The sequence below is a fragment of the Roseobacter sp. S87 genome (assembly GCF_055693285.1).
This window is the reverse complement of the sequence record NZ_JBVFTR010000003.1, coordinates 24,361-50,575: the sequence shown is the minus strand read 5'-3', so window position 1 is coordinate 50,575 and position 26,215 is coordinate 24,361. Positions and strand designations below refer to the sequence as shown.

General features: G+C 59.5%; 30 protein-coding genes. 13 read left to right on the top strand and 17 right to left on the bottom strand.

Translation table 11 applies throughout. The annotated features are described in order from the left end of the window. Nucleotides 1–94: 94 nt before the first annotated feature. The 6 genes from ACZ1HA_RS00640 to ACZ1HA_RS00615 all read left to right on the top strand — a co-directional run bounded on the left by ACZ1HA_RS00640 (nt 95) and on the right by ACZ1HA_RS00615 (nt 3,053). Nucleotides 95–610, top strand: coding sequence for a hypothetical protein (locus ACZ1HA_RS00640; protein WP_472712461.1), 516 nt, complete (start codon nt 95–97; stop codon nt 608–610). Nucleotides 611–1,125: 515 nt separating this feature from the next. Beyond that, on the top strand, nt 1,126–1,401 hold the full coding sequence (locus tag ACZ1HA_RS00635) for a hypothetical protein (RefSeq protein WP_472712460.1): 276 nt from the start codon (nt 1,126–1,128) through the stop codon (nt 1,399–1,401). Nucleotides 1,402–1,625: 224 nt separating this feature from the next. Then, the gene (locus ACZ1HA_RS00630) at nt 1,626–1,859 is read left to right on the top strand and encodes an AbrB/MazE/SpoVT family DNA-binding domain-containing protein (protein WP_472712459.1); all 234 of its coding nucleotides are present in this window, start codon (nt 1,626–1,628) and stop codon (nt 1,857–1,859) included. After that, nucleotides 1,856–2,257, top strand: a complete 402-nt coding sequence (locus ACZ1HA_RS00625) for a type II toxin-antitoxin system VapC family toxin (RefSeq protein WP_472712458.1) — start codon at nt 1,856–1,858, stop codon at nt 2,255–2,257. Before ACZ1HA_RS00630 ends, ACZ1HA_RS00625 begins: the two co-directional genes overlap by 4 nt. A gap of 196 nt (nt 2,258–2,453) precedes the next feature. Next, a complete protein-coding gene (locus tag ACZ1HA_RS00620; RefSeq protein WP_147127529.1) occupies nt 2,454–2,801 on the top strand; it encodes a single-stranded DNA-binding protein in 348 nt (115 codons plus the stop codon). A gap of 69 nt (nt 2,802–2,870) precedes the next feature. Next, complete coding sequence (locus ACZ1HA_RS00615) at nt 2,871–3,053, top strand: hypothetical protein (protein ID WP_299882752.1); 183 nt, start codon at nt 2,871–2,873, stop codon at nt 3,051–3,053. 185 nt (nt 3,054–3,238) lie between these two features. Here ACZ1HA_RS00615 and ACZ1HA_RS00610 read toward each other — a convergent pair whose 3' ends face one another. Next, a complete protein-coding gene (locus tag ACZ1HA_RS00610) occupies nt 3,239–4,039 on the bottom strand; it encodes a DUF3800 domain-containing protein (protein WP_299882750.1) in 801 nt (266 codons plus the stop codon). Nucleotides 4,040–4,321: 282 nt separating this feature from the next. Between ACZ1HA_RS00610 and ACZ1HA_RS00605 the strand changes: the two genes are divergently transcribed. Next, on the top strand, nt 4,322–5,197 hold the full coding sequence (locus ACZ1HA_RS00605; RefSeq protein WP_472712457.1) for an ArdC family protein: 876 nt from the start codon (nt 4,322–4,324) through the stop codon (nt 5,195–5,197). Between the two features lie 111 nt (nt 5,198–5,308). Here the strand turns inward: ACZ1HA_RS00605 and ACZ1HA_RS00600 are convergent, their stop codons facing one another. The 3 genes from ACZ1HA_RS00600 to ACZ1HA_RS00590 all read right to left on the bottom strand — a co-directional run bounded on the left by ACZ1HA_RS00600 (nt 5,309) and on the right by ACZ1HA_RS00590 (nt 7,103). Next, complete coding sequence (locus ACZ1HA_RS00600; protein ID WP_299882746.1) at nt 5,309–5,491, bottom strand: hypothetical protein; 183 nt, start codon at nt 5,489–5,491, stop codon at nt 5,309–5,311. A gap of 251 nt (nt 5,492–5,742) precedes the next feature. Next, nucleotides 5,743–6,369: a hypothetical protein gene (locus tag ACZ1HA_RS00595; protein WP_299882744.1), complete on the bottom strand. Its 627-nt coding sequence runs from the start codon at nt 6,367–6,369 to the stop codon at nt 5,743–5,745. Then, entirely contained in the window at nt 6,369–7,103 is a 735-nt protein-coding gene (locus ACZ1HA_RS00590) for a ParA family protein (protein WP_299882742.1), read from the bottom strand. The genes ACZ1HA_RS00595 and ACZ1HA_RS00590 overlap by 1 nt, the downstream gene beginning before the upstream one ends. Before the next feature lie 768 nt (nt 7,104–7,871). On the opposite strand from ACZ1HA_RS00590, the gene ACZ1HA_RS00585 reads away from it, so the two are divergent. The 3 genes from ACZ1HA_RS00585 to ACZ1HA_RS00575 are packed head-to-tail and all read left to right on the top strand — an operon-like array spanning nt 7,872 to nt 12,931. Next, a complete protein-coding gene (locus tag ACZ1HA_RS00585; protein ID WP_472712456.1) occupies nt 7,872–8,447 on the top strand; it encodes a helix-turn-helix domain-containing protein in 576 nt (191 codons plus the stop codon). Further along, nucleotides 8,434–10,698: a relaxase/mobilization nuclease domain-containing protein gene (locus tag ACZ1HA_RS00580; RefSeq protein ID WP_472712455.1), complete on the top strand. Its 2,265-nt coding sequence runs from the start codon at nt 8,434–8,436 to the stop codon at nt 10,696–10,698. Before ACZ1HA_RS00585 ends, ACZ1HA_RS00580 begins: the two co-directional genes overlap by 14 nt. Then, nucleotides 10,691–12,931: a type IV secretory system conjugative DNA transfer family protein gene (locus ACZ1HA_RS00575; RefSeq protein ID WP_472712454.1), complete on the top strand. Its 2,241-nt coding sequence runs from the start codon at nt 10,691–10,693 to the stop codon at nt 12,929–12,931. Before ACZ1HA_RS00580 ends, ACZ1HA_RS00575 begins: the two co-directional genes overlap by 8 nt. Nucleotides 12,932–13,079: 148 nt before the next feature. On the opposite strand, the gene ACZ1HA_RS00570 is transcribed toward ACZ1HA_RS00575, so the two are convergent. Beyond that, nucleotides 13,080–13,535 (bottom strand): MerR family transcriptional regulator, encoded by a 456-nt coding sequence (locus ACZ1HA_RS00570; protein WP_299882734.1) that lies wholly within the window; start codon nt 13,533–13,535, stop codon nt 13,080–13,082. Between the two features lie 75 nt (nt 13,536–13,610). Between ACZ1HA_RS00570 and ACZ1HA_RS00565 the strand changes: the two genes are divergently transcribed. Continuing rightward, nucleotides 13,611–14,546 carry a cation diffusion facilitator family transporter gene (locus ACZ1HA_RS00565; RefSeq protein ID WP_299882732.1) on the top strand — a complete coding sequence of 312 codons (936 nt, stop codon included), beginning with the start codon at nt 13,611–13,613 and terminating at the stop codon, nt 14,544–14,546. Nucleotides 14,547–14,550: 4 nt separating this feature from the next. Here the strand turns inward: ACZ1HA_RS00565 and ACZ1HA_RS00560 are convergent, their stop codons facing one another. After that, nucleotides 14,551–14,901, bottom strand: a complete 351-nt coding sequence (locus ACZ1HA_RS00560) for an ArsR/SmtB family transcription factor (RefSeq protein ID WP_299882730.1) — start codon at nt 14,899–14,901, stop codon at nt 14,551–14,553. A 63-nt stretch (nt 14,902–14,964) separates the two neighbouring features. On the opposite strand from ACZ1HA_RS00560, the gene ACZ1HA_RS00555 reads away from it, so the two are divergent. After that, nucleotides 14,965–15,828 (top strand): cation diffusion facilitator family transporter, encoded by an 864-nt coding sequence (locus ACZ1HA_RS00555; RefSeq protein WP_299882727.1) that lies wholly within the window; start codon nt 14,965–14,967, stop codon nt 15,826–15,828. Here ACZ1HA_RS00555 and ACZ1HA_RS00550 read toward each other — a convergent pair. The 5 genes from ACZ1HA_RS00550 to ACZ1HA_RS00530 all read right to left on the bottom strand — a co-directional run bounded on the left by ACZ1HA_RS00550 (nt 15,825) and on the right by ACZ1HA_RS00530 (nt 20,196). Next, the gene (locus ACZ1HA_RS00550; RefSeq protein WP_472712453.1) at nt 15,825–17,177 is read right to left on the bottom strand and encodes a dihydrolipoyl dehydrogenase family protein; all 1,353 of its coding nucleotides are present in this window, start codon (nt 17,175–17,177) and stop codon (nt 15,825–15,827) included. The genes ACZ1HA_RS00555 and ACZ1HA_RS00550 overlap by 4 nt on opposite strands. Nucleotides 17,178–17,199: 22 nt before the next feature. Continuing rightward, the gene (gene merA, locus ACZ1HA_RS00545; RefSeq protein WP_299882723.1) at nt 17,200–18,630 is read right to left on the bottom strand and encodes a mercury(II) reductase; all 1,431 of its coding nucleotides are present in this window, start codon (nt 18,628–18,630) and stop codon (nt 17,200–17,202) included. A 135-nt stretch (nt 18,631–18,765) separates the two neighbouring features. Continuing rightward, on the bottom strand, nt 18,766–19,152 hold the full coding sequence (merF, locus tag ACZ1HA_RS00540; RefSeq protein ID WP_299882722.1) for a mercury resistance system transport protein MerF: 387 nt from the start codon (nt 19,150–19,152) through the stop codon (nt 18,766–18,768). A 258-nt stretch (nt 19,153–19,410) separates the two neighbouring features. Next, entirely contained in the window at nt 19,411–19,713 is a 303-nt protein-coding gene (locus ACZ1HA_RS00535; protein WP_055688104.1) for a heavy-metal-associated domain-containing protein, read from the bottom strand. A 15-nt stretch (nt 19,714–19,728) separates the two neighbouring features. Continuing rightward, on the bottom strand, nt 19,729–20,196 hold the full coding sequence (locus tag ACZ1HA_RS00530; RefSeq protein ID WP_472712452.1) for a mercuric transporter MerT family protein: 468 nt from the start codon (nt 20,194–20,196) through the stop codon (nt 19,729–19,731). 16 nt (nt 20,197–20,212) lie between these two features. On the opposite strand from ACZ1HA_RS00530, the gene ACZ1HA_RS00525 reads away from it, so the two are divergent. Further along, entirely contained in the window at nt 20,213–20,626 is a 414-nt protein-coding gene (locus tag ACZ1HA_RS00525) for a MerR family transcriptional regulator (protein WP_299882716.1), read from the top strand. Nucleotides 20,627–20,800: 174 nt separating this feature from the next. On the opposite strand, the gene ACZ1HA_RS00520 is transcribed toward ACZ1HA_RS00525, so the two are convergent. From ACZ1HA_RS00520 to ACZ1HA_RS00495, 6 genes are all read right to left on the bottom strand, one after another. Further along, a complete protein-coding gene (locus ACZ1HA_RS00520) occupies nt 20,801–21,898 on the bottom strand; it encodes a TrbL/VirB6 family protein (RefSeq protein WP_282048231.1) in 1,098 nt (365 codons plus the stop codon). Nucleotides 21,899–22,308: 410 nt separating this feature from the next. After that, nucleotides 22,309–22,515: a hypothetical protein gene (locus ACZ1HA_RS00515; RefSeq protein WP_282048232.1), complete on the bottom strand. Its 207-nt coding sequence runs from the start codon at nt 22,513–22,515 to the stop codon at nt 22,309–22,311. Next, entirely contained in the window at nt 22,512–23,495 is a 984-nt protein-coding gene (locus tag ACZ1HA_RS00510) for an ATPase, T2SS/T4P/T4SS family (protein WP_472712451.1), read from the bottom strand. Before ACZ1HA_RS00510 ends, ACZ1HA_RS00515 begins: the two co-directional genes overlap by 4 nt. Next, entirely contained in the window at nt 23,495–24,856 is a 1,362-nt protein-coding gene (locus ACZ1HA_RS00505) for a TraB/TrbI/VirB10 family type IV secretion system protein (RefSeq protein WP_472712450.1), read from the bottom strand. Before ACZ1HA_RS00505 ends, ACZ1HA_RS00510 begins: the two co-directional genes overlap by 1 nt. Beyond that, on the bottom strand, nt 24,853–25,551 hold the full coding sequence (locus ACZ1HA_RS00500) for a TrbG/VirB9 family P-type conjugative transfer protein (RefSeq protein WP_299882704.1): 699 nt from the start codon (nt 25,549–25,551) through the stop codon (nt 24,853–24,855). Before ACZ1HA_RS00500 ends, ACZ1HA_RS00505 begins: the two co-directional genes overlap by 4 nt. A 2-nt stretch (nt 25,552–25,553) precedes the next feature. Next, entirely contained in the window at nt 25,554–26,210 is a 657-nt protein-coding gene (locus ACZ1HA_RS00495) for a VirB8 family type IV secretion system protein (protein ID WP_299882702.1), read from the bottom strand. Between the last annotated feature and the right edge of the window lie 5 nt (nt 26,211–26,215).

Below are 26,215 nucleotides of genomic sequence, written 5' to 3'. Positions count from 1 at the left end.
TCCCTGCCCTCGCTTCCCAAAGTCCCTCGGTTTGCGCGGCTCCCGGCTCATTGGAGCCAAGAGCCGCGCATTCGACTCGCTCAGGAGACCGACCATGTCAAAGATTGCATCGCAAGCTGCCCGCGTCTGGAAATCGGCACAACTTTACATCGGGTTTCACCGGGACCCGGAGGGCCGACAGCGCAGCGCACCAAAGGTCTGGCCGCCGAAGGATGCTCGGGCGAGCATCCACGCCGATCCGGACATCCAGGAAACCTTCCTGATGCTCAAAAGCGCCGATGGCGATGCCGATCAGGATGTGCAGATCAAGTTACGGCCCGACATGGTGGTGTTGCGCCGGGATTTCGACGGTGCCCGGGAGGGCATCATTGCGGATGCCCGTTCGGTCGCCGTCAAGGTCGGCGGCGTGTCGATCCGGATCAATCATGACGGCTCGATCACACGCGAGGACGGCGACAGCACCACCTGGGTTGAGGCGGATGGCGGTGTCCTGAAGAAGACCGAGTTTGTCGAGGCCGCGGTTTCTTCCGATGGTATGGAGATGACGCGGCGCACACCGGATAATCTGACCGCCATTACACCGCGCGGCTTGTTGTCGAAGGATCGGTAGGTTCCACGCTCACCTCAGTTTTTTCTGGCCCTTCGGCAAAGCCGACCGGGCTCTATGCTGCGCACGAAGCCAGGCACGCTGTCTTCGCCCATGCGGGTGACGATCCCTAGGGCGGGTCTGGCCTGTGCACTCTCTCAAAATCTCGCATGCGTATCAGGGCGTTTCTCTGCCACCCATCTGCATGCCGTCCGTGGTCTGAGCATCCATCGCTGCATGGCGTGCCGGGACGGCCAGCCGGACACGGTCCCTTGGTCGTTCCTGCTCAAATGAGTGACCCGTCTCTCGCGTTTCGAATGTTCACTTCGAAGACCGGTTAAAGCCTCGGCGAATTGCCCGGCCTGCCGCCTTTGACGTGGGTGACAGGTGGTGTCGTGTGACGGTGTTGGCGCATATCGATCTGCCTTGTTTCTTTTCGACTTACGGTTGCGGATCTCGGCTGATCGCGTGCCCGTCGCTTCACTCCGGCAAGCAGAAATACGGTTTCCACCCGCGGGGCGGAGCCTCCGGATTTCGGCTTGCGCGATCTGCCCTGGTCGATCCGCTGGATCACCCGCATCGAAACAAGGAGATCGACAATGTCCAACAAGATGTTCACCCTCACCGTTCCCGTCACCTTCAAGAAAGACGGCAAGGACCAAACCAGCTTCCGCCGCGTCGGCGCGGTCTTCGAAAATACCCGGGAGAATGGCGAGACGGTGCTCTCCATCAAGCTCGACTTCCCGGTTGCGGTCACCGAGCTGGTCGCCTTCCCGCCCAAGGCGGATGGCGATGATGGCCAGGTTACCGAATAAGTCCCCATCGAGCAGAGGGGCGGCAGAGATGCCGCCCTGATTTGCGTCCTTCGATCGGACCGCGTCCAAGCGGCAAGCTCTGTTGCTTGTGTGGATCGGTGTGAGTTGCACGACATTGCGCCCCATGCCGGTCAGGACCGTCCACCGCGCGCAGCGGCACAAAACCTTGCAAACGAACCCGCAAAGTAATACTTTCCTTCTCGAAGGTATTACCGGAGGTGCAGGTGCCCACGACGATCACAACCAAAGGCCAGGTCACGATTCCAAAGCCCGTGCGCGACTTTCTGGGTCTCAAGGCCGGCAGCAAGGTGTCGTTCAACCGCACGAAAGATGGCCGGGTCGAGATTGTGCCGGAAGATGAGCCAGCGGGGGTTTCGCGCTTTGGGGCGCTTCGCGGTCATGCGCGAACAGAGCTCAGTACCGATGAGATCATGGCGCTGACACGGGGCGACGGGTGATCTTCGTCGACACGAACGTCCTTCTTGATGTTGTGACCGATGATGAAAACTTCGCAGAGTGGTCCATTGCACAACTGGAAACAGCTGCGCTTCAAGGGGATCTCCTCATCAATGATTGTGTCTATGCGGAGCTCTCGGTCGGATATCGCGAGAAGGAACGACTTGATGCCTTCATCGAAGCCGCCGGGCTCCGCCACGAGATGATCCCGAGAGATGCGCTGTTCCTGGCGGGGAAGGCCTTTTCCTCCTATCGGCGGTCGAAGGGGACGAAGCAGAACGTGCTGCCGGATTTCTTTATCGGCGCGCATGCCACGGTGCTTTCTTTGCCCCTGCTCACGCGGGATGCACGGCGGTACCGGAGCTATTTTCCGACCTTGGAGCTTATTTGCCCGGAGTAAGGCCGTTGTCTGGGGTCAAATCTAGATACGCAACACGTGGTTTTTCCGCTGCGTTTGGTTCCTACGACTCTTAGCAAACGGGTGTTGGCGAATTTCCGCTATTTTGTTTCGGCTTGATTGCGGGCGTTTCAATATTATAATATTGTTCTGGGGCATATACTCACTCGGGGCGGTCAGCCCCTCACAGGAGACAGTCATGCGCACATTTGCAGAATTTCAGATTCTCGGTCGCGTCGGCAAGGTCAAGGAAGTTGGCAAGACCGTGAGGATCACAATCGCCGCCGAGTACGGGCGCAAGGATGACCGCGGCGATTTCCAGGCAAATCCCTATTGGAACGAGGTCACGATCTTCAATCCGAACGTGATGAAATGGGCGCTCGAAAATGTCGCTCCCGGCGATCTGGTGAATGCCCGTGGGACACTTCGCCAGTCGCAGTGGGAGAACCAGGATGGCGGAACCGAATACGGTGTGACCATGGCCGCCGAGGACTTCGACAATCTCACCCTCGCAGTGAAGAAGTCGATGGAGCGCGCTGCTGCGTAGCGGGAAGGCGCGAAGCTGGTACTGAACAGCGATCTGGCCTTTTTCTTCCCATCCCGCTAAGCTCGATCTATGCAGGACGACTTGAAGAAAGACGGCCATGAGGAGTGCCCGGACGGTGAAGACCGGGACGACGCAATGGAAAGTTTGTCACGGTTTCTACGGCCGCGTATCGCTGAAGCACGTGAGGGCAAATTCTCCAGCAAGACCATCACAGGTATCAAGATGGACGCGCGACGTGCCGCCGGCCTTTGAGTGTCCGCGACCTGACTTCAACTCTGGTCTTTGTGCTTGAGGAGGACGGTCCGGCTCACTCAGCTGGGTTCGATTGCGCCATGCTGGTAGCAGTTGAAAATTTAACCCTTCGATGCTACATAACAGTCAGTAACGGGATGGTCTAACCGTCCGTTCATTGGCGGGCTTCGGCCCGCCTTTGGATTCTAAAGGCCTTCGTGAAACACGTCATATCTGCCTGTTTCACACACTGTTCCGGTGCAGAAATGCAGCTTTTCGAGTAGTACTTCAGCGACGCGTTGGTCGGTCAGCCGCTTCTGTCCGGTTTCGTGCAGGTAGTGGTTCCCAATCGGTCTTGCCGTCAGGTCGGCAATCTGTAGACCGGTCGAGTTGCTCTTCTTATCCATCAATTCTAGGCGGAAGTTCGAGAAGTCGTACTTTGCAAGCGGACCAAGCAGAGAACCCTGTACTGTCACCTGCTGATAGGCACGGCTTAGTGCGGCATCATCGTCCCGGCCACGCATCTCAAAAACGACATGCAGGTCCTTGGTGAGTTCGGCCGGGTCATGGAGCTTCAAGTAATTTTCGATTTGCCGGAAGCCGCGAGATAGGCTGATGTGATAGGGGTCAAAGGATTGGTGGCGTTTCGGTACCTTCGGTTTGTCGATGATGACACAGAAGCACTTCACTTCGGCGTCCTTCATGAGAGCGGTCAACTCGTCCATGAACTCTGCGCGCCGCTCTCCCTTGAGGCGCTCGTACTTTGAGCGCACAGCAGCGTCGCGGATCTTGTCGGTCTTCCGAAGATCCCGTTCGTGAAGCACAATGTTGTCGCTTCCCCAATATTTGAACTTCAGTCGATTAAACCGAGGAATGAGCTCGTTCAGATAATGCTCTTTCTCGAACATGCAGTAATTCACGCAGAGTAAGGGAAACTCCGGTGCGGCCTTCCAATTGGCATCGCCGCTTTCGTCTACATAGACAATGTATTTGCTGAAATCTGACATGAGCTGAACCTATCTCAGGAAAGGTGGTCTCACCAGTCACGTGGTTCCCATCCTCCCGCCGCAGTATGTTTCAGGGGGAGGCGCGGCCTCCCCTCGGACCAGACGCAAAAATGAGGTCTCCCCAACATCGGTCCCGGCTGCGCCGCGCTGCGATGCCGGGCGATCCCCCTCCCCATTTTCGATCTGGTCTCGCCCCCTCCGCACTCGCCGTGAGCAGGTTTGCAGGACAGCCGCGAGAGGCGCGGTGCCTGAAACCCGCGTTCAGGATGAGGAGCGAGAGACATGGCCAAGACCGACATCAAACAGCATGTGACGGACACGATCATTTCCGAGATGGAGAAGGGGACGCCGCCTTGGCGGAAACCGTGGACAGGAGATGCAGCCAGTGGCCTCCCTGCCCTTGCGGCACGATGGCACCGCTTACAGGGGGTGAACATCCTGATGCTCTGGGCCACATCTCACATCAAGGGCTATGCATCGGCCCGGTGGATGACCTATCGCCAAGCCCTCGCGCTCGGAGGATGCGTGCGCAAAGGCGAGAAGGCCACGCGGTCGGTTTTCTACGGGACCTTTGAGAAAGAGATCGACGGCGAAATTGCGCCCCAGACCAGTCGCTATGCCAAGTGCAACAACGTCTTTAACGCCGATCAGATCGAGGGACTACCGGACGACTATTACGTCCGCCCTGCCCCGCCCGGTGATCTTGGCACCGAACCCGTGTCCGAGCTAGAGGCGTTCTTTGCGGCCACGGGCGCGACGATCGTCACAAGCAAGACGCCGAAGGCTTACTACGCACCTGGTCCAGACCATATTCACATGCCCCCGATTGGTACCTTCTTCGATGCGAGCGGGTATTACGGGACTTTGGGACATGAGACCGTTCACTGGACCGGGAGCGCGACACGGCTCGACCGGATCAAGCGTTTCGAGGACCGCGCCGGATACGCGTTCGAGGAACTGGTCGCAGAGATCGGCGCGTGTTTTCTGGGTGTTCAGCTTAGGGTCGCGCCTGCCTTTGATCAAAGTGCCGCGTACATTGAAGGATGGTTGCAAGCGCTGAAATCGGACAAAGGGCTGATCTTCAAGGCTGCGGCCGAAGCGCAGAAGGCCGTGGACTTCATTAATGCGCGTGTCGAGGAGCAACAGAAGGCCGCATAGACGGCCCCTCACCCTTTTTGGTGGCTTTCCATTCTAGTTGACGCGGCAGCGGGCGCATGCCTTCCCCCTGCCCCGCCTGGCGCTTTGCGCGGAGCCACTTGGGCGACCTCCCTACCCGTTTGGCATCTCTTCTGGCGGGATGTCCTCGTATCGCACGTTCAATTTGGGACCGTTGCGCCACATCGGCTCAAGATCGCCGGTGTTCCATTCATAGAGCCAGCCGACATGTGTGCCGGTCTCCTGATCGATGATCTTCTTGATGGGCTGCGCCTCAGATCTTTTATTGTCCGGCATCACTGTCTCTCAAGGTTGGTTGCACAGGCAGTGTTTCCCTTCCCGGCATCACAAATCGTGACAGGGTAAGCTGCTGCTTACCCGCGAGTATGCGCGGAGCTTGAGAGGATGGGGGTGAAACCAAATCGACAAGAGTGGTGCGGGCGGAGGCGCAGCCGACAACACGGTCTTGTCTATTTTGTTTCAGGGGGAAGGAAGCCGAAACTCCTTCCCCCTCGAGACAAAAATCGCGGCGCGGCGATGCCGCGCCTTCAGGAATACTGCTTGCGCAGTTCCTTGATGAGGCTTGTGAGTTCAGACCAGAACACAGGCTCCAACTGGCCCTGAATGACAGCGGCGTCCGAGCGCAGGCGGAGCGGGTCGGCCTGATCCCGCAACTTGTCGAGGACCTGGGCGTCGAGGGTCTTCATGGTCCGGAAGCTCATATTGCTCGGGAGGCGCTCTGCTTCGTCGGGGGCCACGTATTTCGGTCTGAGCTCGAACTTGTCGATGGCGCGCTTGCCAGCAAGGCGGACGACATCGGAGGCCGGTAGACCCGCCGCTTCCAGCGCGTCCAGTCCGGGACCATGGTCTTTCTTTGGGGCGGCGCGCACGTGTACGGCGCGTGTTGCGGGTTTCTTTGGTGCCTTTGGCTTTGGTGCAGGCTTCGATTCGGGAGCTTTTTGGCTTGAGGTTGCTTTCGGTGTGGACGCGGGTTTGGTGGCGGGCGGTTTTGTCTCTGTCTCGCGCTTTAGCGCCGGGGATGGCGTGGCCGCAGGTTTCTCCGCATTAACCGGCTCAGGTTTGGGGGCGGGATCGGCCTGTTTCGGTGTGTCACCGAACTGCTTGCTGTAGACCGGATCGTCGCCGAGGAGTGAGGTGATTTTCTTGCGCGCCATTATTCAGCCTCCAAGACCAATGAGAGGATTTCGCGCGCCTCATCAAGCGCCTCATCGTAAAGACGGGCATGGGTACGCATCAGCGGGTTCGGGTCCTCGGTTCGCCATTTCGAGATTTGATGGAAGAGACCCTCGCGGTCGACATCGGCATGCTGCTTGCGATCCATGAAAAGCTCCTCGATGACCGGGAACTTCGCATTGGCCTCACGCGCCATGGCGCGCATCGCATTCGAGGGGTTCTTGTCGACACGCGACAGAACGACGGTGAGCTTCGGCAAGGCCGAGGGGTCTTCGGCGCGCTCGTAGAGGCCCTGGTACCAATTGTAGGTGTCGGTGGCGATCCGCATGTCGGTGTCCGACAGCATCATCGGCAGGACAATGTGGTCGCTGTGGACGGCCAGTTCGTCGGCCCATTGGCCCCCTGCCCCCATCGTGTCGACGATCACGAAGTCTGCTGTGTCGTTCTCGTAGGCTTCGTCGATGATGGTTTCCAGCTCGGAGGGGCTTTCGATCCCCAAAACCCGGAGGTCCGGAGCTGTCGATGCGACCTCCGGATTTTCGGTGGTGACACTCTCCCACCAGCGGAAGAGCGCTTGCTGCGGGTCGGCATCGATGGCGATGCATCGTTTTCCGTCAGCGATGATGGCGCTCATCAAGGCGCGTGCCAGCGCTGTCTTCCCCGCACCGCCTTTTCGCGTCATGATCGCGATGACCTTCAACTGCTCGTTGGGCATGTTCCTGCATCCTCAAGGGTCTTCTTTATGATTTTGAATACGGTATATGCCAGAGCAGATGTTGCATCAAGGATAACTGATGCCGCATGTGCCATATGCCATAAATGATAGCTGATGTGGCATGGCGGATATCTGAGAAAGGATGCGTGATACGGGATTTATGATTTTGAATGGCCGTTTTGGTGTTTCTGAGCGTGCATATGCGATGTTGCAGCCCTGATATTGCATGTGCCATTTGCCATGAACCGGAAAAGGCCGACCTTTGGTGCCGCCTGGGGCATCGCACATGTCCCGGCAGCCGGTCATGAGTTCTCTTCACGCTTCTTGGCGAAAGATCGCCGCCGAAACTCGCGATATATGATTTGCCATAAATGATAATGCATATCCGATATCACAGATCACATGTGCCATTATATTTGCCTGAATCTTGGCACAAACAGGGCAGCCAATCTGGTCATTACAGTTCAAGCGGCGCGTAGCGCGCGCCAGAGAGGGGCTACAGGCCCATGAGAGCGCTATGATAGGGTAGGGGTGCCAAAACGCATTAAAGGCGCTTAGCGCGCAATTTCTCAAAACTCGTAATCCGGGCGAGCGAGTCCATTGTGACGAAAAGAAGGAGCCTTCACGCTGACGCGTTCGGCTTGAAACGGAATACAGGCCATCTTGTCATTGCTCGATGCGAGGCGAGTATTGACTACAAAACTATAATAACAGAGACTCCAGATGGCCTGTATGAGACTGGCAGGAAATAGGGAGTGTATTTGCAGTATGGCGTCACGGCGCAGATTGACCCCCGCAGAGCGGCAGGAGATCGTTCGCGAGCGCTGTCAGGGCGTGACGCATAGGGCCCTGGCAGAGCGGTTCGGGGTCAGTGAGCGGACCGTCTACTATACGCTCCGCACTGAAAAAGACCGCCAACGGGATACGCGGGTTCGCACCAAGCAGGTCAGCGTCACGCTCACGCCGGAGGAACTTCAGGGCTTCGATCAGGTGCTTGCACGGCATGGCATTGCCAGCAGATCGGCGGGTGTCCGCTGTCTCATCCAATCGGCCAACGGTATCTTTCAGCCGGACCCGCACCTCGCAGAGGAGCTCAGGTCGTTCCGCGCGGCGCTCAATCGTGTCGGCAACAACGTCACCCAGATTGCCAAGCGTCTGAACGAGGCGCGAGCCAAAGGGATCGCGCCGGTCTTCGGCGACCGCAGTCTCGCGCAGTTGCGGCTCTTGTCGGGGTTCGTTCTCGACTTCGCGGACCAGGTCGACGCGCTTTCCCGGCGGCGGGTGAGCCATGTGACGCTTGAAGCCCACAACGCACTGAAGGAGTTCTCCGATGCCCCGGAGTGATGCCGTCACGCTCGTCACCGGCGAAATCTTTCGCGAGGGTTGGAGCCGCATCAGAGGCTCGATGCAAGGCCTTGGGTCGCGGCGGGCGCAGATGGTGCGCGCGGCTTACGGGCACCGGGCGGCCGTCTTCAAACCGATCCGGACCGGCGGGACGCATACAAAGGCCCAGCTTCAGAACCAGTTGGCCTATCTGACGACAAAGTCTTCCCACATCGTTGACAGTCGCGGCGTCCACGATGGCAAGACGCAGCTCTCGGGTGAGGAGATCACCTCCGTGGTTGAGCGGTTTACGTCTCGATGGGATGAGGGGTTCAATCCCAAGCTCGGGCATACAAGCCATCTTCTGATGTCGTTTCCGCGCGGCACCAAGGGTACCCATGTCCGCGACATTGCCAGCGATGTCTGCGAGCGCTTCTTCCAGAACGAGCAGCGCAATTTCGACTACCTGATCGCCGTCCATAAAGACCGTGACCATCCCCACGCCCATGTGGTGATCAATCGCCGGTCGCAGGAAGGCGAGTTCTTCTTTCTCGGACGGGATCACCACTTCAACTACGACGCCTTCCGCCTGGCGATGGTCGAGGAGGCTGAGAAGTACGGGGTCCGTCTCGAGGCGACCCGGCGCGTCGATCGTGGTGAGGTTTATTATCCGCCCCGCACGCGCGAGATCTATGCCGCGAAGGAGGAGGGGCGCGCGGTCCGCCAGCGAGAGCGGCTCGGCGAGGATCTTGACCGCGCCCTCGGTGAGATCGCTGGAAACGCTCAGGTGTATCGATCGCTTGCGGCCGAGGCGACGCCTGAAAATCGTGAAGACATCGAAGCCGCCTTGCTGAAGGCCAGCACGCTCCTGGCGCGGCACGGCACACTCCCGCAAACCGGAGATATCTATATGAGCCAGGACCAGAGTTTCGACGATCTGAACAGTCGCTTCGCCGATGAGATGAACCGCGTTGCAGCCCTGATCCGGCAGGCCCCTGAGGCCGACCGCCCGGCGCTGCAAAAACAGATGGTGGCCGCGCTCAGACCCGTTGCGCATATGCAGCCGCTCGGATTGCGCTCAGGCACACTGACGGAGCGACCGACCGAGACGGGCATCTATTCGGAGGCCAACATCAACGCAGGGCTCATGGAGAAACTGCGGGAGGGGCGTACACGGGCGCAGATCGACACTGCCTTGCGCGGAACCGGGATTTCTTCGGAGGCGGTGATGGCGCGGATCGAGCAGGGGGCCGATACGGCGGCCCTGGAACGGGAGTGGTATGCCGACGATCTTCAGAAAATCGCCGATGCGCAGGACCTAAATCTGGAGCGCCGCGAGGACCTGCGGGTTGCCGTAGACACGCTCGACAAAGTCCATGTGGCTCTCGGGACAGCCCTGGAGCGTGCGGAAGTGCTGCGCCGTGATGGTGTCATTGAAGACGACCGTGCCCCAGACATCCATTACGATGCAGAAAGCGTGGATGACGCCGCGCGCGCGATCCGGCAGGATTTGCGCGGGCAGGGGCTCTCCGAGAGAGACATCGCAGAGCGCGCGGATGAAATCACGATCCGGGCCGAAGCCCGCCTCGAGCAGGAGCAACGGGCCTATCTACGGCGACATCCTGATCTGCCGGCACATCCAAGCGATGTGATCGATGCGCGCGATCCGTTCAATGTCCGCATCATTGATGAGGCGCAAGCGGACCAGGTCGACGCCGACATTGATCGCATCGTTTCGCGGTCTGACGGGGCCGCACAGATCGACGCGGCCGTCGCGGCCGAGATGCGAGCACGCTATCCAGACATGCCGGAGCATCTAGCGCGCGGTCTCGGGGCAACTTATGCGGCCACATTTGCCGCAAGGCGTAGTGAGGTCGAAACGGATGATCGGGACGCGATCGTCGGCGCCACCCATAGATTGCCGTACAACTCCGTTCTTGCGGGCGTTGTCGCGCATGAACGCACAGACAAGATCACTCCACCCTTTACCGATGAAGAGGGCAGGGGGGCCTATCGCGCAGAAGTGGAGCGCCTCCTTGACGATGACAGGATCGCGGCTTTGCGTGACGGGGATGCCGATGCGTTCGATGCGGTGATCGACAACCGGTTGGACCGACTCTACGCCGCGAAAGCCTACCTGCAGTCGGATGAGGCGACCGCAAACAGTGATGCCGTGCGTGAAGTGGTCTCGGAGATTGCCGACGAGGAATATGACGCGCAGCGCCTGAAGAGCCTGCAAAGCCATACCGAAAAAGGCCAGACCCATGGATAGGGGTCGGATCGCGCTCGGTATCTTCCTCCTGACCGTGCTCAGCGCGGGGTTCGGATATGTCTTTGCGAGCGCGTTCCTGACCTTCCGGGACCTTGGATTGCGCGCGGAGATCGATTTTCTCTGGCTCGCCAGAAATTACCTGAGCCTCCGTCAAGTGCGTCCAGACGATTTTCAGCTGGCCAATCTCATCATTGGCGGAACGGCCTTCGCGGGCATGCTTCTGAGTGCGGTTCTGTCCGGCACGGCACTCACAAAGTTCGGCAAGACCCATTGGCAACGAGCTGGGGAGCTGAAGCGTAACGGCTTCTTCACCGCACCGGGCAGCGGGTTCATCCTCGGCAAGATGACTTCACCCAAGCGGCGGGGACGGTACCTGTCCTCGAGCGTCTATCCTCACGTGCTTTGCGTGGCCCCGACGGGGCGTGGGAAGACCACCGGTTTTGTGATCCCGAACCTGCTGACATTCCGCGGCAGCGCTGTGGTTCTCGATGTGAAAGGCGAGAATTTCGAGGCGACGGCCCGATACCGGGCGGCGGAAGGGGATGATGTCTACCGCTTTGCCCCCACCGACTGGAATGATCGCCGGTCGCATCGCTACAATCCGCTCTTGCGGATCGCCGGCCTCCGCGACCCCAACCAGCAGCAGATGGAACTGCAACTCCTCGCAACACTCTTTCTGCAGACGGACAACGACCGGACCTCCGGCCTGCTCAAAGGCGGGATCGATCTCTTTGTTGCGGCGGGTCTGCTCGCATTTGAGCGCAAGCGCCCCACGCTTGGCGAGATCTACCGCATCGCGGCGTCGGGTGGCGACAAGCGCAAGGAGTTCATGAAGCGTCGCGACGAGGTGCAGAACACGGCGGCCAAGCTGATCTTCGAGCGGATGGCATCAACGAACAACGACACGCTGACCTCATATATCTCGCTCCTGATGACCTCCGGCCTCGATCAGTGGAGCAACCCGGCCATAGATGCTGCGACCGCCACGTCGGATTTCGACTTCCGGACCATTCGCAAGAAGCCGTTTTCGGTCTATCTGGTCGTGGCCCCAAACATGGTGCGCCCAATGGCGGCGCTGATCCGGCTGTTCTTCTCCGACCTGATTGCGTCCCTTCAGGATCGGGAACCTGGTCCGGACGAGCCCTGGCCGGTGATGATCATGCTCGATGAGTTCAACCGGCTCGGAAAGATGCCGATTGTGGTCGAGAGTATCGAGACATTGCGTTCCTATCGCGGTCACCTCGCAATCGTGACCCAGACTATCCCCGCGCTCGATGAAATCTACGGCGAGAACACCCGCCGCGCATTGCAGGGGAATGCCGGGATCAAGCTCTATCTCACTCCGTCTGATGAAAAGACTGTCGAGGAGTTGAGTGGCGCGGTCGGCATGACCACCAAACGTGTGGTCACCCGCTCACGCTCCATCGGCCGCAATCCGTTCGAGGGGCGTAGCATGTCCGAGCGCACGGAAGAGACTTCGCTCTTACCCAAGGATGAAGCGCGGCGCATGTCGCTTGATGACATCGTGATGGTCGTGGACGCCCAAATGCCGGTGCGGGCAAAGCGCATTCGGTATTTCGACGACCCGTTCTTCAAGAGCATTCACAAGGCACAGTCGGGCGACCTGCCGTTCCCGGAAGAGGCTCCCGCAGAAGAACCGCGAGACCAGGCGACAAATGTTGGACAGAAGGAACAGGTGGCGACCCCAGCTGAAGAAGATCCGAGCATAGCCGAGGGTGTTAAGGCGCGGTCTTCCCGCAAAACGCCGTCAAAGAGGGTTGAAACAAGCATTGCGGCCGCACAAACCACGGCGTCCACAGGCACGACGCTTGGCACCAGTCGGCGCAAGAAGAGTGCGAAGGCGCTTCGCGAAGTTGGTTTGACGACAGATCAGGCCGAGCTCGACCATACCGTACAGCAGAGTTTCAAGCTGACAGACATGATGGCCGGTGACGAGGAAGAGGCCAAGGCCGCCGTCCAATCAACGATCTCAGCGCTTACGGAAATCGGCGCTGAAGATCCGAAGGGGCAGGGTGGTGGTACAGCGGCGGGCAAAGCAATTGTCGCTGAAGCCGATGTAGAGACCAGTCCAGACGGTGATGGAGATGCCTTTCTGTTAAGCGCGGAAATCGAGGACGGTGACGACATCGGCGAGATGGCGAAACATCGTCTGCGGGATGAAGAGGATGTCGAGGCAGAGTTTAGAGAACAGGTGGTTACACACAAGGTCTAGGCGCTCTTGAAAACAACAGCGGACCTTCAAAGTTCGTTATCGGAAGGTCACGTGTGCGGAAAAGCACCATTTCGCTGCGGCTGCGCCGACGGCGGCTTTCAGTCCTTCGACGAAACCGTCGATTTTGTCACATGCAACTGAACTTTGCCTAGCTGCCAGATAAATCTGCGCTACGGTCCGGCCGACCATGCGCACCGATACAGAGCCGGTGATCCCCCAGAACCTCGATGACGCGACACTTTCCGGCATGGCCCGGATCATCCGCGTCGGCCATCCGCACCAGCTCTTCCCGAAGCTGCGCGAGAATGGTCATGCGCCGGTCCACGGCCGCGAGCTGCTTCCGCGCAATCTCGTGGGCAGGTGCGCAGTCCTTTGACGGGGCTTCGGCCAAGGCTATCAGGTCGGCGATGTCACCCAGACTGAAGCCCAATTCCCTTGCGTGGCGCAGGAAAGCGAGCCGTTCGAGCGCCGCTTCATCGTAGCGCCTCTGCCCGCCTGTCGTACGCGCCGGTGCCGGGATCAGACCCCGGCTTTCGTAGTAGCGGATTGTCGTGACCTTCACGCCCGTCCGGCGCGACATCTGCCCGATCGAGTATTCTTTCATTATTGCCTCTTGAACCTACAGTCGCTGTAGATCGTATCTATCCTGAAACGAAACGAATCAAAAGGAGCCGCCGCTATGGGGCACGGCCACCATCATCACGTTGATCCCGAGGCAGGCGACCGCCGCGTCTTCGCCGCCATCGCGGTCAATATGGGCCTGACGGTCGCGCAGATCGTGGGCGGCATCATTTCCGGTTCGCTGGCGCTTATTGCCGATGCGCTGCACAACTTTTCCGACGCGATTTCACTCATCATCGCGTTCGGCGCGCGCAAGATCGCGCGGAGACCCCGGGATGCCGAAATGACCTTCGGCTATGGTCGGGTCGAGGTGGTGGCCGCCCTCATCAATTATACCACGCTGATCGTGATCGGCCTCTACTTGCTCTACGAAGCCGCGATGCGCTTTGCCGATCCGCAGCCGGTCGAGGGCTGGCTGATCGTCGTCATCGCCGGGATCGCGCTGATCGTGGACGCGGTGACGGCTGCGCTGACCTACGCCATGTCGAAATCCAGCGTGAACATCCGCGCCGCGTTTCTGCACAACGTGGCCGACGCGCTCGGCTCCGTCGCAGTCATTGTCGCTGGCACGCTGATCCTGCTTTACGATTGGCGTCTCATCGACCCGCTCGTGACGGTGCTGATTGCGGGTTACATCCTTTGGCAGTCGTTCCGCGAGATCGGCCCCGTAATCCGTATCCTGATGCTCGGCTCGCCGCCCGAGATCGAGACAGACGCGGTTCTTGATACCGTGCGGGAGATCGACGGCGTGACGGGCATCCACCACGCGCATTTCTGGCAGATGGACGAACACCGTGCAGCCTTGGACGCGCATGTCGTCATTGCCGAGGGCCGCTGGAACGACGCCGACGCAGTGAAAGATAGGATCAAAGCGGCGCTCTCCGACCGCTTCGACATCGAGCACACGACGCTGGAGCTGGAATGCGCGCGCCACGCCTGCTACGACCCGTCCGAGTTCGGCGGACGCGGGCATGGCGAGGAGCGGCACGGATGAGCAACTACTCTGTGTAGCGCTTGCAGTTGTCGAGTCCGGTGGCTGTCGCGGCAAGGAGCCGATCCGCATCTTTGATGAGACCGGCAATCCGTCCGTCAGCAAGCCGATATCGAACGAACCTGCCCTCGCTGCGGCGGCTAACCAGCCCGCAGTCGAGAAGGCAGCGCAGATGGTTCGAGACGTTCGGCTGACCCAACCCAGTATGTCCGACAATTTCCTGCACGTTGCGTTCGCCTGATACCAGCGCATCAAGGATCGCCAGACGGCTGGGATCGCCGAGACCCCGGAAGAGCTTTGCCCGCAGTTCCAAAGCGTCGGCTGCCAAAAGATCGCCTTGCGCGTCGTTCGTCATCATATCATTATCCACTGATACGTCAGCGGCGAACCCTTTCGCTTACCACCTCGAAGAGGATCGCACATGAGCCAGGCCGAGAACAGCACGTTGCCTACGGCATCCTCACCGATCCGGATGCGGGTGCAGGGCATGGACTGCGCCAAGGACGCCGCCGAGATCGAGCGCGCGGCCCGGTCTGCGGGCGTGGCGACCGGCGATGTGAAGGTGTCTGCCGCAACCCACGTCATGACATTGCGGATCGCGGAGGGTGACTTGTCGAAGGTGCGGCCCGCGCTCGATGCGACCGGCTACGGCTTTGAGAAGATCGAAGACGGCGATACATCCTCCGATCCGGCCTACAAGGACCCGAGTTATCGCCGCGCCCTCTGGATCGTGGTCCTGCTCAATCTCGGCTACGGCGTGGTCGAGATGTTCGGCGGGTTCCTGTCCGGGTCGCAGGCTTTGAAGGCGGACGCGCTCGATTTTCTCGGCGACGGGGCGATCACGTTTCTGGGCCTGCTCGCCATCGGCTGGAGGCTGACATGGCGAGCGCGGTCGGCGATGATCCAGGGTGTGTTTCTTGGACTTCTGGGTCTGGGCGTCGTCGGCAGCACGATCTGGCGCGTCTTGAACCAGACGACGCCCGAAGCCGGGTTGATGGGAGCGTTCGCCGTGGGCGCGCTGATCGTGAACATTCTCGCCGTCCTGCCGCTGCTGAAGCACCGAAAGGGTGACGCCAATATGCGCGCGGTTTGGCTGTTCTCCCGCAACGATGCTATCGGCAACGTCGCCGTAGTCATTGCGGCAGGGCTTGTCGCATGGCTCGGTAGCGCCTGGCCCGACCTCATCGTTGCCTTCGCCATTGCAGGGCTGTTCCTGCATTCGTCGTGGGTGATCATCCGGGATGCGAGGAACGACCTGAAGGAGGATCAGAGGGGCTTGCGTTAAAGCAACGACCCTAAATCCGATCCAACACTCGGATAGGCCGCCGTCATTGACTGAAGCTGCTTCGCGGTCAGACCCAGCTTGATCGCCAAGCCGAAGAAGTTGATCAGCTCGCCGTATCCCGGGCCGAACAGATGCGCGCCGAGGATCTTGCCGTTCGACCTGTCCACGAGGATCTTCGCAGCGGCAGAGGTCTCGCCGATCCGATAGTTTGAATACCAACCGCACGTATCGGTGAACCGGACATCTACGTCATGCCCGGCGTCTCTTGCCTCACTTTCCAACATGCCAACACGCGCCACTTCCGGGACGGTGAAGACAGCTGTAGGAATACCGGCATAATCCGGTGCGGTCTGAGTGCCCTTGAGCATGTTTGAGGCCGCGACCTTCCCTTCGATCACGGCGACCGGCGTCAGCGGCATGCCATCGGTGTCCGCGGAATCTCCGGCGGCATAGACCGCGCTGTTTGTCGTGCTTTGCAGATGGGGGGCTACAACGATGCCCGAGTCACTGTAGTCAACACCAGCCGCCTCAAGATTCAGGTCGGCCAGGGCTGCAACCCGGCCCGCGCCATGCACGACCAGATCGGTTTCGATTGTTCGGGTTTCATCGCCTGACTTCACTTCAACACTGAATGCTTCACTGGCTTCCGAGACCGACACGATTTCGGTTTCGCGCATCAGGTCCACGCCGATCCCGCCGCTGCGGTCGATCAGCATTTCGACCAGATCGGGGTCGAAGCCGCGTAAGGGCCGGGCGCCACGATCCACGATGATCGGGTTGGCTCCGGCCCGTGCGGCGATATGCGCAAACTCGAAGGACACGAAGCCGCCACCGATTAAAAGAACCCGTTCGGGAAGGGCCTCAAGGTCGAGGAAATCCGTGCTGTCGATCACGAGATTGGCTCCGGTGAAGCCGAGCGGCACGGGCATGGCCCCGGCGGCCACGAGGAACCGTTCCGACTGATATGTCGTCCCATCAACCTCCAGCGTGTTGTCTCCCGTGAAGCGGGCGGCTCCATGCAGGGTTTCGACGCCGTTGCCCGATAGGCCTTTTTCCATCTTGTCCGGCACCGGGTCGGTGAAGCCACGCTTGTGTGCCATCAGATCGGCCCAGTTGATCGACAGATCACCGGGATCGATCCCCTTGCCCTGCATGAGTCGTACAGCGTCGATGATTTCCGCACCGCGCCGCAGGATTTTCTTCGGATCGCAGCCGCGCAATGCGCAGGTGCCGCCGTAGGGCAGCGCATCGACAATGGCGACACGCCATCCCGCTGCGCCACATTTGTTGGCTGCTGCAACTCCGGCCATACCTGCCCCGATGACGATCAGGTCGTAGTCTTCATTCATTTGCTGGTCCTTGTCCTGATCTTCATCCGGCGCAACAGCTCAGCTTCGCCACGTCCATGTCGAAGGTTTGCGCCGCCAGCTTCAGTCCTTCCACCGTTGTCAGATACGGGAAGATCGTCTCCCCGAGGGCCTTTGTGGTCATGCCGAACTTCAGCGCCATGACGAGGGTCTGGATCGTATCGGACCCCTCCGGTGCGATGATCTGGCCACCAAGTAAACGGTCGGACTTTCTGTCCGCCACCAGCTTGATCAATCCGCGCGTGTCACGTGCGGCCAGCGCACGAGGCACCTGATCAACCGGCACGATAGACGTCTTGACGTCGAAGCCCGCGTCCCGCGCTTGGGCTTCACTGAGACCAGCACCCGCGACTTGAGGGTCGGAAAACACCACCCATGGCATCGCAGCGTTGTCGTAGCGATGATCCTCGCCGAGAACCGCGTTTTTGGCCGCGAGCTTTGCACCATAGGCCGCCATATAGACGAACTGGTCAAGGTTGGTTACATCGCCCGCAGCATAGATGCCGGGCACCGATGTCTGCATGTCGTCGCCGACGACGATGGACCCGCGTGCATCGGTTTCCAAGCCGATTGCGTCCAGGCCCATATCTTCGGTATTTGCCCGCCTGCCAGCGGTTGATACGAGGTGATCCGCCGTCACTTCGACCGGCTTTCCGTCCTGGATCACGCGCAGTGTCACGCCCGCGCCGTCGCGGCGCACATTGTCGTAGCTCAATTCGGTCAGAAGGGTGATCCCTTCGGCCTCGAACGCCTCCGCCAGCGCCTCAGAGACTTCCGGCTCCGCGCCGGGCAGCACATGCGACCGGGCGACGAGCGTGACCTTCACGCCCATGCGGCTCATCATCTGGGCCAGCTCCGCGCCGATGTAGCCCGCGCCGATGAAGATCAGGCTTTTCGGCAGCACTTCGAGTTCCAGAAGGCTGGTGCTGTCGAGCGCGCCGATTTTCTCGATCCCGTCGATGGTCGGCAGGACGGGACGCCCGCCCGTGGCGATAATGATCTTCGGCGCTTTCAGGGTTCGCTCACCAACTGTCACGCCACCTTCGATCAGTCGCGCTGCACCGGCATCGATGTAATCGACACCCTCATATTCCGGCAGAAGGTCGGCGTATTTCTTCTGACGCAGGGTCGCGACCAGATCGTCTTTGGATTGAACGAGCGTCTGCCAGTCATCCACTTGTGCCTGTCCCGACAGGCCGGGGAACCTCTTGGCAGCCCGCGCACCGTGCACAGCCTCTGCCGCGCGGATCATCGCCTTGGAGGGCACGCATCCCACGTTGACGCATGTTCCGCCGATGGTGCCATATCCCACGAGGGCGACACGCTTTCCGGCATCCGCGCCTGTAATTGCGGCGGAGAACCCCGCCGACCCCGCCCCGAGGACGATCAGGTCATAGCCGCCTTGGCCGTCGCCGCCTTTGATTAAGTCTTTCATCTCAGCGTACCTCACCTGGTTCGTGATTTCTCGATTTAGCCGCGAGCAGATAGATGACCGCACCGAGGGCGAGCAGCGGTGTCAACATGCCTAGAAGGCCGAAGAACATACCAGTGGCGGTGCAACATCCCATCATCATGAGGGTGATCCTTTCCTTTGCGCGCGGTTCAGGAGAACCGCGTAGAGTGCTGTGGCAGCGAAAACGCCGATTGTGATCCGTATCGCGAACCTGAACTCAAAGAGAATGATCAGGATCGACAGGGCTGCCGCGAGGCCGGTGGCCCAGAGTTTCGGGGCAGGACCCGGTTTGCCAGCGCGAAGCCAAAGGGCCTGTGCCACCACGGCGAGGCTTAAAAAAAGCAGCGGGAACAGCGCGTAATCGAGCCAACCCGTGAGGGCCGACAATCCGACGCCAGCGACGATGACGACCAAAAGCGGCGTAAAGCAGCAGAGCGCGGCGAAGATCGCACCGCCAAGCCCCCATTTCAGCAGGCGGTCGGGATTTCCAGGTGTGTCAGTCAAGGGGCCATCTTTCTTTGTGATGGGTCGGGGCCGGAGGACCGTTTCATGTGTGAACAACGCAGTGCGCGGACGATCAGGTAGGTCAGACCCGCCAAAACCAGCACGGCAATGCCGTTTACCCCGGAAAGCCACGCACCAACCCCGCCGAACAAGGCCGCAAGCACGGCAGTTCCGCCGCCGCAGCAGACGACCGCGACCGGAGCTGATATTCCGAAGGCCAACAGCCCACCCATCAGATTGTCACGCATTGCAGGCGGCTCAGGAGGCTGTGTCGGGCAGCACCTGCGCCGGATAGCCATTGGCTGTCACCGCGCCGATGATGCTTTCGATGGAAGTTTCGGCGTCATCGTAGGTCACGCTGTAAACCCCCTGCCCGTATTCGGGGCCGTCCTCGAATGCGGCGATCTCGACCGACGGAACACCACGCATCGAGCTGGCGACGATGAATGAACAGGACGGGCATGTCAGTTCGCTGACGGCGATCTCGACCTGGCGCTCTTCAGCGAGGGCCGGAGTCGAGAGGGCGGCGATGGTCAGGGCGGATAGTAGAAGATGCTTCATGGTCTTGGTCCTCGTTCAGAATTTCAGGATGAAGGGGGTGATGTAGGGAAAGATCATGGCGACAGCGACAATCGCGGAAGCGGCCCAGAGGGTTGCGCGCATGATGCGGCGGTCGATGGGGCGGGCGCAGGTGCCATCGGCACAGGCCTCGGCATCTACAGGCTTGTAAGCCTTGTAGAAGCCGTATCCCAAAAACGCGGCGCTCAGCGCGAAGGTGTACCATTTGTAGGCATAGAGCGCCCCGAGCTGCGCGATGAACACGCCTGTCACGCCAAAGCTGACCAGCACCAATGGAAGGATGCAGCAAGAAGTCATCGCCAGCGCACCGAGGACGCCGAGGCCGGTCACGCCCCATCCCTTGGTGGTTTCGTCGCCAGTTTTCTGCGACTGAGATTGCGGCAGTTCTGCCAAATGTTGTTCCATCGAATCTTCCTTGAACAGATGTTTCCACCGTTCTAGGGTCTGTAGTTGATACAGGCTCAAGGGGTTTTTCGGCACAATGAGTAACAGAAGCGTGAGATCAATTCGGCGGGGCGATTTGGCCCGCGCAACGGGCTGCAACCTCGAAACCATTCGCTATTACGAAAAGATCGGGATTATGCCGGACCCGCCGCGCAATACGAAGGGCTACCGAAGCTACGATGATGCCCATGTTAGAAGGCTGAAATTCGTCATGCGGTCTCGTGATCTCGGCTTCACGCTCGAAGAGGTTCGCGGACTGCTTGGGCTGGTCGATGAACAGTCCCGGACCTGTGCCGAGGTTCAGGTCATCGCGGAAGATCATCTGACAGACGTTCGAGCCAAGATCGCGGACCTTAAGCGCATTGAGCGTGTCCTGTCGGACACCGTTGCACGATGCACCGGCGACGCTGCCCCGGAATGTGCCGTGATCGACGCGTTACTCGAGGCGTAAATGGGAGCGCCTTTAATCCGTGGCCACTGTGGTTCTAGGAAAGAGCTGCCGTTCGTCATCGCTGCAGCATGAGTTAGAATTGGGCTCTTGGCAGCCATTCGCCGCGAGTTGCTTGGAGGGCTGCTTCGGCGATCAATACGAGAGCATCGCACTCATTTAAGAGCAGTCCAGCCTTTAGCTTTTTTTTGCGTCGGCCAGTCGCTGAGCCCGAGCTTTCTGAGCTTCCATACGCGCCGCTGTTCCCGTTGACTCGGGGACCGAACTGCTTGGAATGGAATTGTTTGCGGGAACCATCGAGCCGCGCGCTGGCATCTTCTGAAAACCCAAAAACTGGCGCGAGCGCAGTGCGGCGTACTCTGGCGCTGTGGCAGTGCCTACCAAGAAACGATTGTATGCTTGCTGGCTTCCCATTGCAGCACGACTGAAGGCGTAGGTCCCGCCCATTCCTGAAGTCAAAGCTGGCATCACGATGTTGCCGGAAATCGCTCTAACGATGAAGGGTGTCGCAACGATGAATCCCTTTGCCATCAGCACCATCATGAAGAAGGGGATTAGAGCTCCAATGTTGGTCGCGCCCTCAGGATCTCCAAGCTCGACAAGGAGCGCTCTCGATACGCCTGTAATCGTTGCAAACACACCGGCTACTACAATCGGGTATATCGAGAACGACACCAAGGCCGACAACCATCTGGCGAAGTAGTCCTTTGTAACGTCGAAAAGGGTGAGGAAGATCATGATCGGCGCGATTCCGATCAGCAGAGCGATCATCAGCCGTGAAGCGACGATTATAAACGCAGCGAGTCCGCCAAGCAGCGAAAGCAGAACAACACCTATGGTGTCCATCAATGCTCCCGCCATCCAGTTCAGTTCCGCTCCTGCGGCATTGAGATAATCGCCTAAGCTGGCAATCAATCGGTCGAATTCTTCTGCAAAAGTACCTGAAGGTCCCGGCGTTCCTCCCCCTACAGATGCCACCAGCGAACCTGCGATGCTGTCGATACCGCTCAAAACGGCAGAGGACAGCGAATTGAATTGAGCCCAGTTCGTCGCAAACACGCCAACTAGTACAATTTTGACGGCTAACCAAAATGCGTTGCGACCGTCCACTGAGCGGTATTGGAAAGCCGCGTTCAGTAGAACGAAAATGACGACGATGGTTGCAGCGACCTGAATGATTGTGCCGGTTGTCGCGGCGACGGCACCGAACTGCGTTTCGGCGGCCGTCTCGAGAAAGCTCTCAGCCGTTTCAACGAAGTATGTAACGACCGACATAATGTGACCTCAGTTCCAATGCCCCTGAGCAACGCAAAGCTCTCTGGCGAGTGTCCGGTTTGTCCTAATCTCGGCTTCGAAATTCTCTGTCGCTTCGTATACATCGTGTCGGTCTTCAAGCCGGGCAAACCGCTCCCGATATTCAGCAAGGACCGCTTCCCAGTCAGGAAACCTGTTGCTGCACGAGCAGTCGTTTCTCGAGGCGATCAAATCGAAAGAATGGGCTCGGTACATTCGCTGGAGCAAGTATGCCCGATGCGCGTCCTTGGGACCCATGTCGGAGATTATAGCCGGTTCTTCCGGCCGATCTTGGCAAAAAGGGAAGGATTCGCTTTCGTCTGCGACCGCTTGTTGAGAGATCGCGCCCACCACCGCGGTAGCTAAAGCAAGAATGACTGCGGAAGCCCATCTCATGCCGCTTGTCCAGACTTATCGCTCTCTTCATCTTTGGAGCGTTTGAGGAAGACAGTAACGACGCTTCGGTAGTTGTCCGAGTTGACCACAGATACGACTTCAAACCCAGCAAGCCCCCATTCTGCAAGCTCGGACTTCATTTGTGCGGTCATACCTTGCTCCGAAAGATCGTAGGTAAGGACTTCGTGTTCAAAGGTCTTCATGTCTCGGTTCCTCCCGTCTGTCCGGGCAAATAGAATTCCGTGATCCCGCGGTCGCCTGCATGGCGCGCGGCATGGATGATCACGTCAATTGAGCTTTCGATGTATTGTACCATGTCGGTGTGGGTCATCGGCACTTCAGTCTTAAGAGCGGCGATCGCTAGGCGTTGAATTGCCAACTGGGGCGTTTCGGCGTGCAAAGTGGTCATGGACCCGCCGTGGCCGGTATTAATCGCCTCCAGGAACGTCATCGCCTCAGATCCCCTGACCTCGCCCAGGACAATGCGATCCGGGCGCATGCGCAACGTCGATGTCAGGAGGGTGTCGGCACTACGTGTTCTCTCTTCCCTGCTGGCGAGAAGGGTCACGACATTTGGTTGCGCGGGGATTAGCTCCGCGGCTTCCTCGATTGTGATAATGCGTTCTTCTGGCGCGACGAATGACAAGATCTTGCGCGCTGCCACAGTCTTGCCAGTCGATGTGCCGCCCGAGACGATCATGTTCAGCTTGTGTGCGACGCAGAAGCGGATCGCGGCATAGATATCGCCGCTTTTGACGACATCTCGGAGTTCCTGGTTTCTGTTTAACCTGTCCGTCTCGAGGCTGCGCTCAGCCCCGAAGAGAAATTTCAGCTCCACGTCGTCGAGAGGCAGGGAGGTGAAAAACCGCAGCGAGATGGACATGCCTTCGGTGACTGCCGGCGGCATGATGACTTGCGCACGGACCGGACGGTCACGGTACTTGATGCTCATAGATACGATCGGTTTGTCTTTGCTGATCGTTGAGTTGGAGGCCGATGCGATCTGGGTTCCAATGTCCTTGATCTCGGTCGGTGTCAGGCTGCTATCCAGACGCGACATGAAGCGGTCACCCTGGAATTCGCCCCAGACGGAGCCGTCAGGGTTGATGCAAATCTCGATGACGTCCTCGCGAGACGCATCGGGGAGCTTGTCGAGCGAGGCTTGGAGGTAGGCGCCTGACATCAGAAGATCTCCAGATCACGGTCCACCATCACAGTGATCCTTGCACCCCGGTCGACGTAGATCACGGGACCGATGGAGAGGTAGTCGTCTATGACACTGTCGGCGCTCTCCGCAAAGTCGTCGCCCACATCTTCGAGGATTTCGGCAGACGTTTCGTCTTCGACCTGCGCCGCAGCGGCGCCGGGTAAAGCCGTGATCAACGAAATGAGGGCAGCCGAGCCGAAACGCTCTTTGAAGCGTGTGTCGACAAACCCTGTAGCGCCAGCGCGCCCGAGTTCATCGCCTCCAAACGAGCTGATGGTGACTGTTTGGTTGGTGGGCAGGATGATCCGATCCCAAGCGATCGTGATGCGGCTTTGGGCGATGTCCGCGCCTGACCGATACCGGCCGATCAGCTTCGATCCTCTCGCGATCAAAACGCGGGACCCGTCGTAGGAGTGCACGTCCTCGGTGATGACCGCGCGGACCTGCCCGGGGAGTTCGCTCGAGATTGCCGTCTCCATTGCGGCCTGGATCATCGTGCCTTGCACAATCGTGTTGCTGGGGTTTGCGATGACCTCGGCTTGGGTGACGGTTGAGGGCAGAGCGCCGTTCAGGACGAAGTCGGTCACGTCTCCGAAGGTCCGTTCCGCCAGCTCGCCTTCGCCGGCGCTGTTGCCGCCAAAAGCGATGGTCGGTGACTTGATCCGCGCTTCCTGAAACGCCGCTTCCTCGTCCCGTCGACGCTGCAACTCAGCCAAGCGTCTTGCTTCTTCCTCGCGTTGCAACCGCAGGCGTTCGGCCTCCAGGAGATCGGCCTCTGACGGTCCAGGCGCAGGGGTGGGGGTCTGCAGTTTTGCAAGGTCGAGGTCCATGCGCAGTTGTTGAAGTTCCCGATCTCGCGCGGCCAGTTCTTCGGCAAACTGGTCCTGCGCGCGTTGTGAGGCTTCCTCCAGCGCGGCAATCTGTGCTGTCAGTGCGTTGATGGCATCCGCGGCTGCGGTGTCTTCTTCAACAACCGGTTCCGGCGCGTTCTGCAGCGCTTCGATCTCGGCACGCAGAGCTGCAAGTTGCTCGAGCAATTCCACATTCGGCTCCGGGTCAGGTTCAGCGACCACAACCTCGGGCTCCGGCGGGGCAGGGGGCACGAAGGGCTCGATCTCCCCGAACCCGTCCCCAGTCATCTGAAACTCTTCTGGTTGCGCGGTCGGGAGCGGGTTTTCTGGTGTTTCTTGCAGAGCTGAGTAAACAAGAAGACCCAGAACCGCGATTGCGCTCGTCCCAAGAAGCGCCACCAGAAGAGAGGGCCTCGATCTCAGTTTGGACGGTTGCGCGCCTTCGAGCGCCGCGAGGCGTTTGCTGAGATCGTCGATATCACTCATGACGTTCCCCCCGCATTCGTTGATTGAATGCAGACGATTTCGTCCCCAAGCCTCAGGACCCATTCGCGCCCGACGCCAGAAACCCGAAGGACGCCGTCCTCGACTTGCGTGCTGTTGACCGTTCGCTCTCGGCCATTGTTGTGCTGGAAGATCGCGGGAACGGGCGCGTTGCGGGGAAATCGGAAAAAGGTGAATGTGCCGTCATCCCACACCGAAGACGGTGTGAAACTCGTTCGATCGCTGGCAGCGTAGTTGTAGTTCGGAGCGCGCTGCGCAACCGCGTTTGTGGGTCGCCGATTGTCGTCGGGATACCGAAACTGGACCACGTAGAATGTGGGCGACGAACTTTCCGTCACGTTGAAGTAGTAGCTGCGGCGGTTGGTATAGACGGTGATGTTGGTGTGAACCCCTCGGGCATTGGGTTTCACCGCAAAGGCCCGTCCGCCTGGCACGCCATCCAGCTGAAACCCTTCGGTGTCGCCAGCGATAATTGAGCGGATGGTCTCGCCTTGTCCAAACTCGACCGTCGTCACATGGGTCAGGCTGACTTTGAGGCGGTAGACCTGCCCGTCCTGGTATGTGGCCACACGGACGCGGTTGTCATTTGGTCCTGACCTTGGAATGGCCTCGGCAAAGGCGATGTTGGCGGCAACTGGCACCATGACAGACAGAAGAGCCGGGAGGATCAAGCGCATGGTCAATTCTCCAGCCTGTCGGAGCGTATGGCGTATTCCGTAACGGTGAAGCCGAAAGGGTTGGTCCAGACATCATCGATGGACCGGCGTTCCTCGGGACGGAACTCGAAGAGCAAGGTGGCGGTGAAGAGACCGGCCTGGATACCCTGAGGCGAGGTCAAACGCTTGCGCAGGCGGACCGTCGCACGATTGCTTCCGATCCGGTTGATGCTGAGAATTTCGACATCGAGGCGGGCATTGGCTCCGTAAACCTGGGGTGGATAAGCATCGGTGTTTGCGCTGTTCCAGATGTTGCGCATGGACACTTCTGCCGCCCCGTCGGAGCGCTCGAGAATGCTGCGGACGCGCACATCATTGTCGAGTTGATTGTAGGTTTCGCGGTCGGTCACGTAGCGAAACACGGCACTTTCGATGATGGCCTGGTTTTCAGTGACGGAGACCGCGCCCACCGAGGCATTGGGAAGCGCCAGACCGGTCTCGGGGTCATAGGGTACGACAACAGGAGCCGGATCGACGTCGAGGATTGAGACGAGCGCGGCCGAAAGACAGCCCAAAACACCGAAGATCAGCCCGGCGAAAGCCAGTCGCTGCCACAACTGCTCCCGGCGGCGCGCCCCGTAGATCAGTTCTTCTTCAACAATTTCGGCTTCGCGCGTCACTGGCC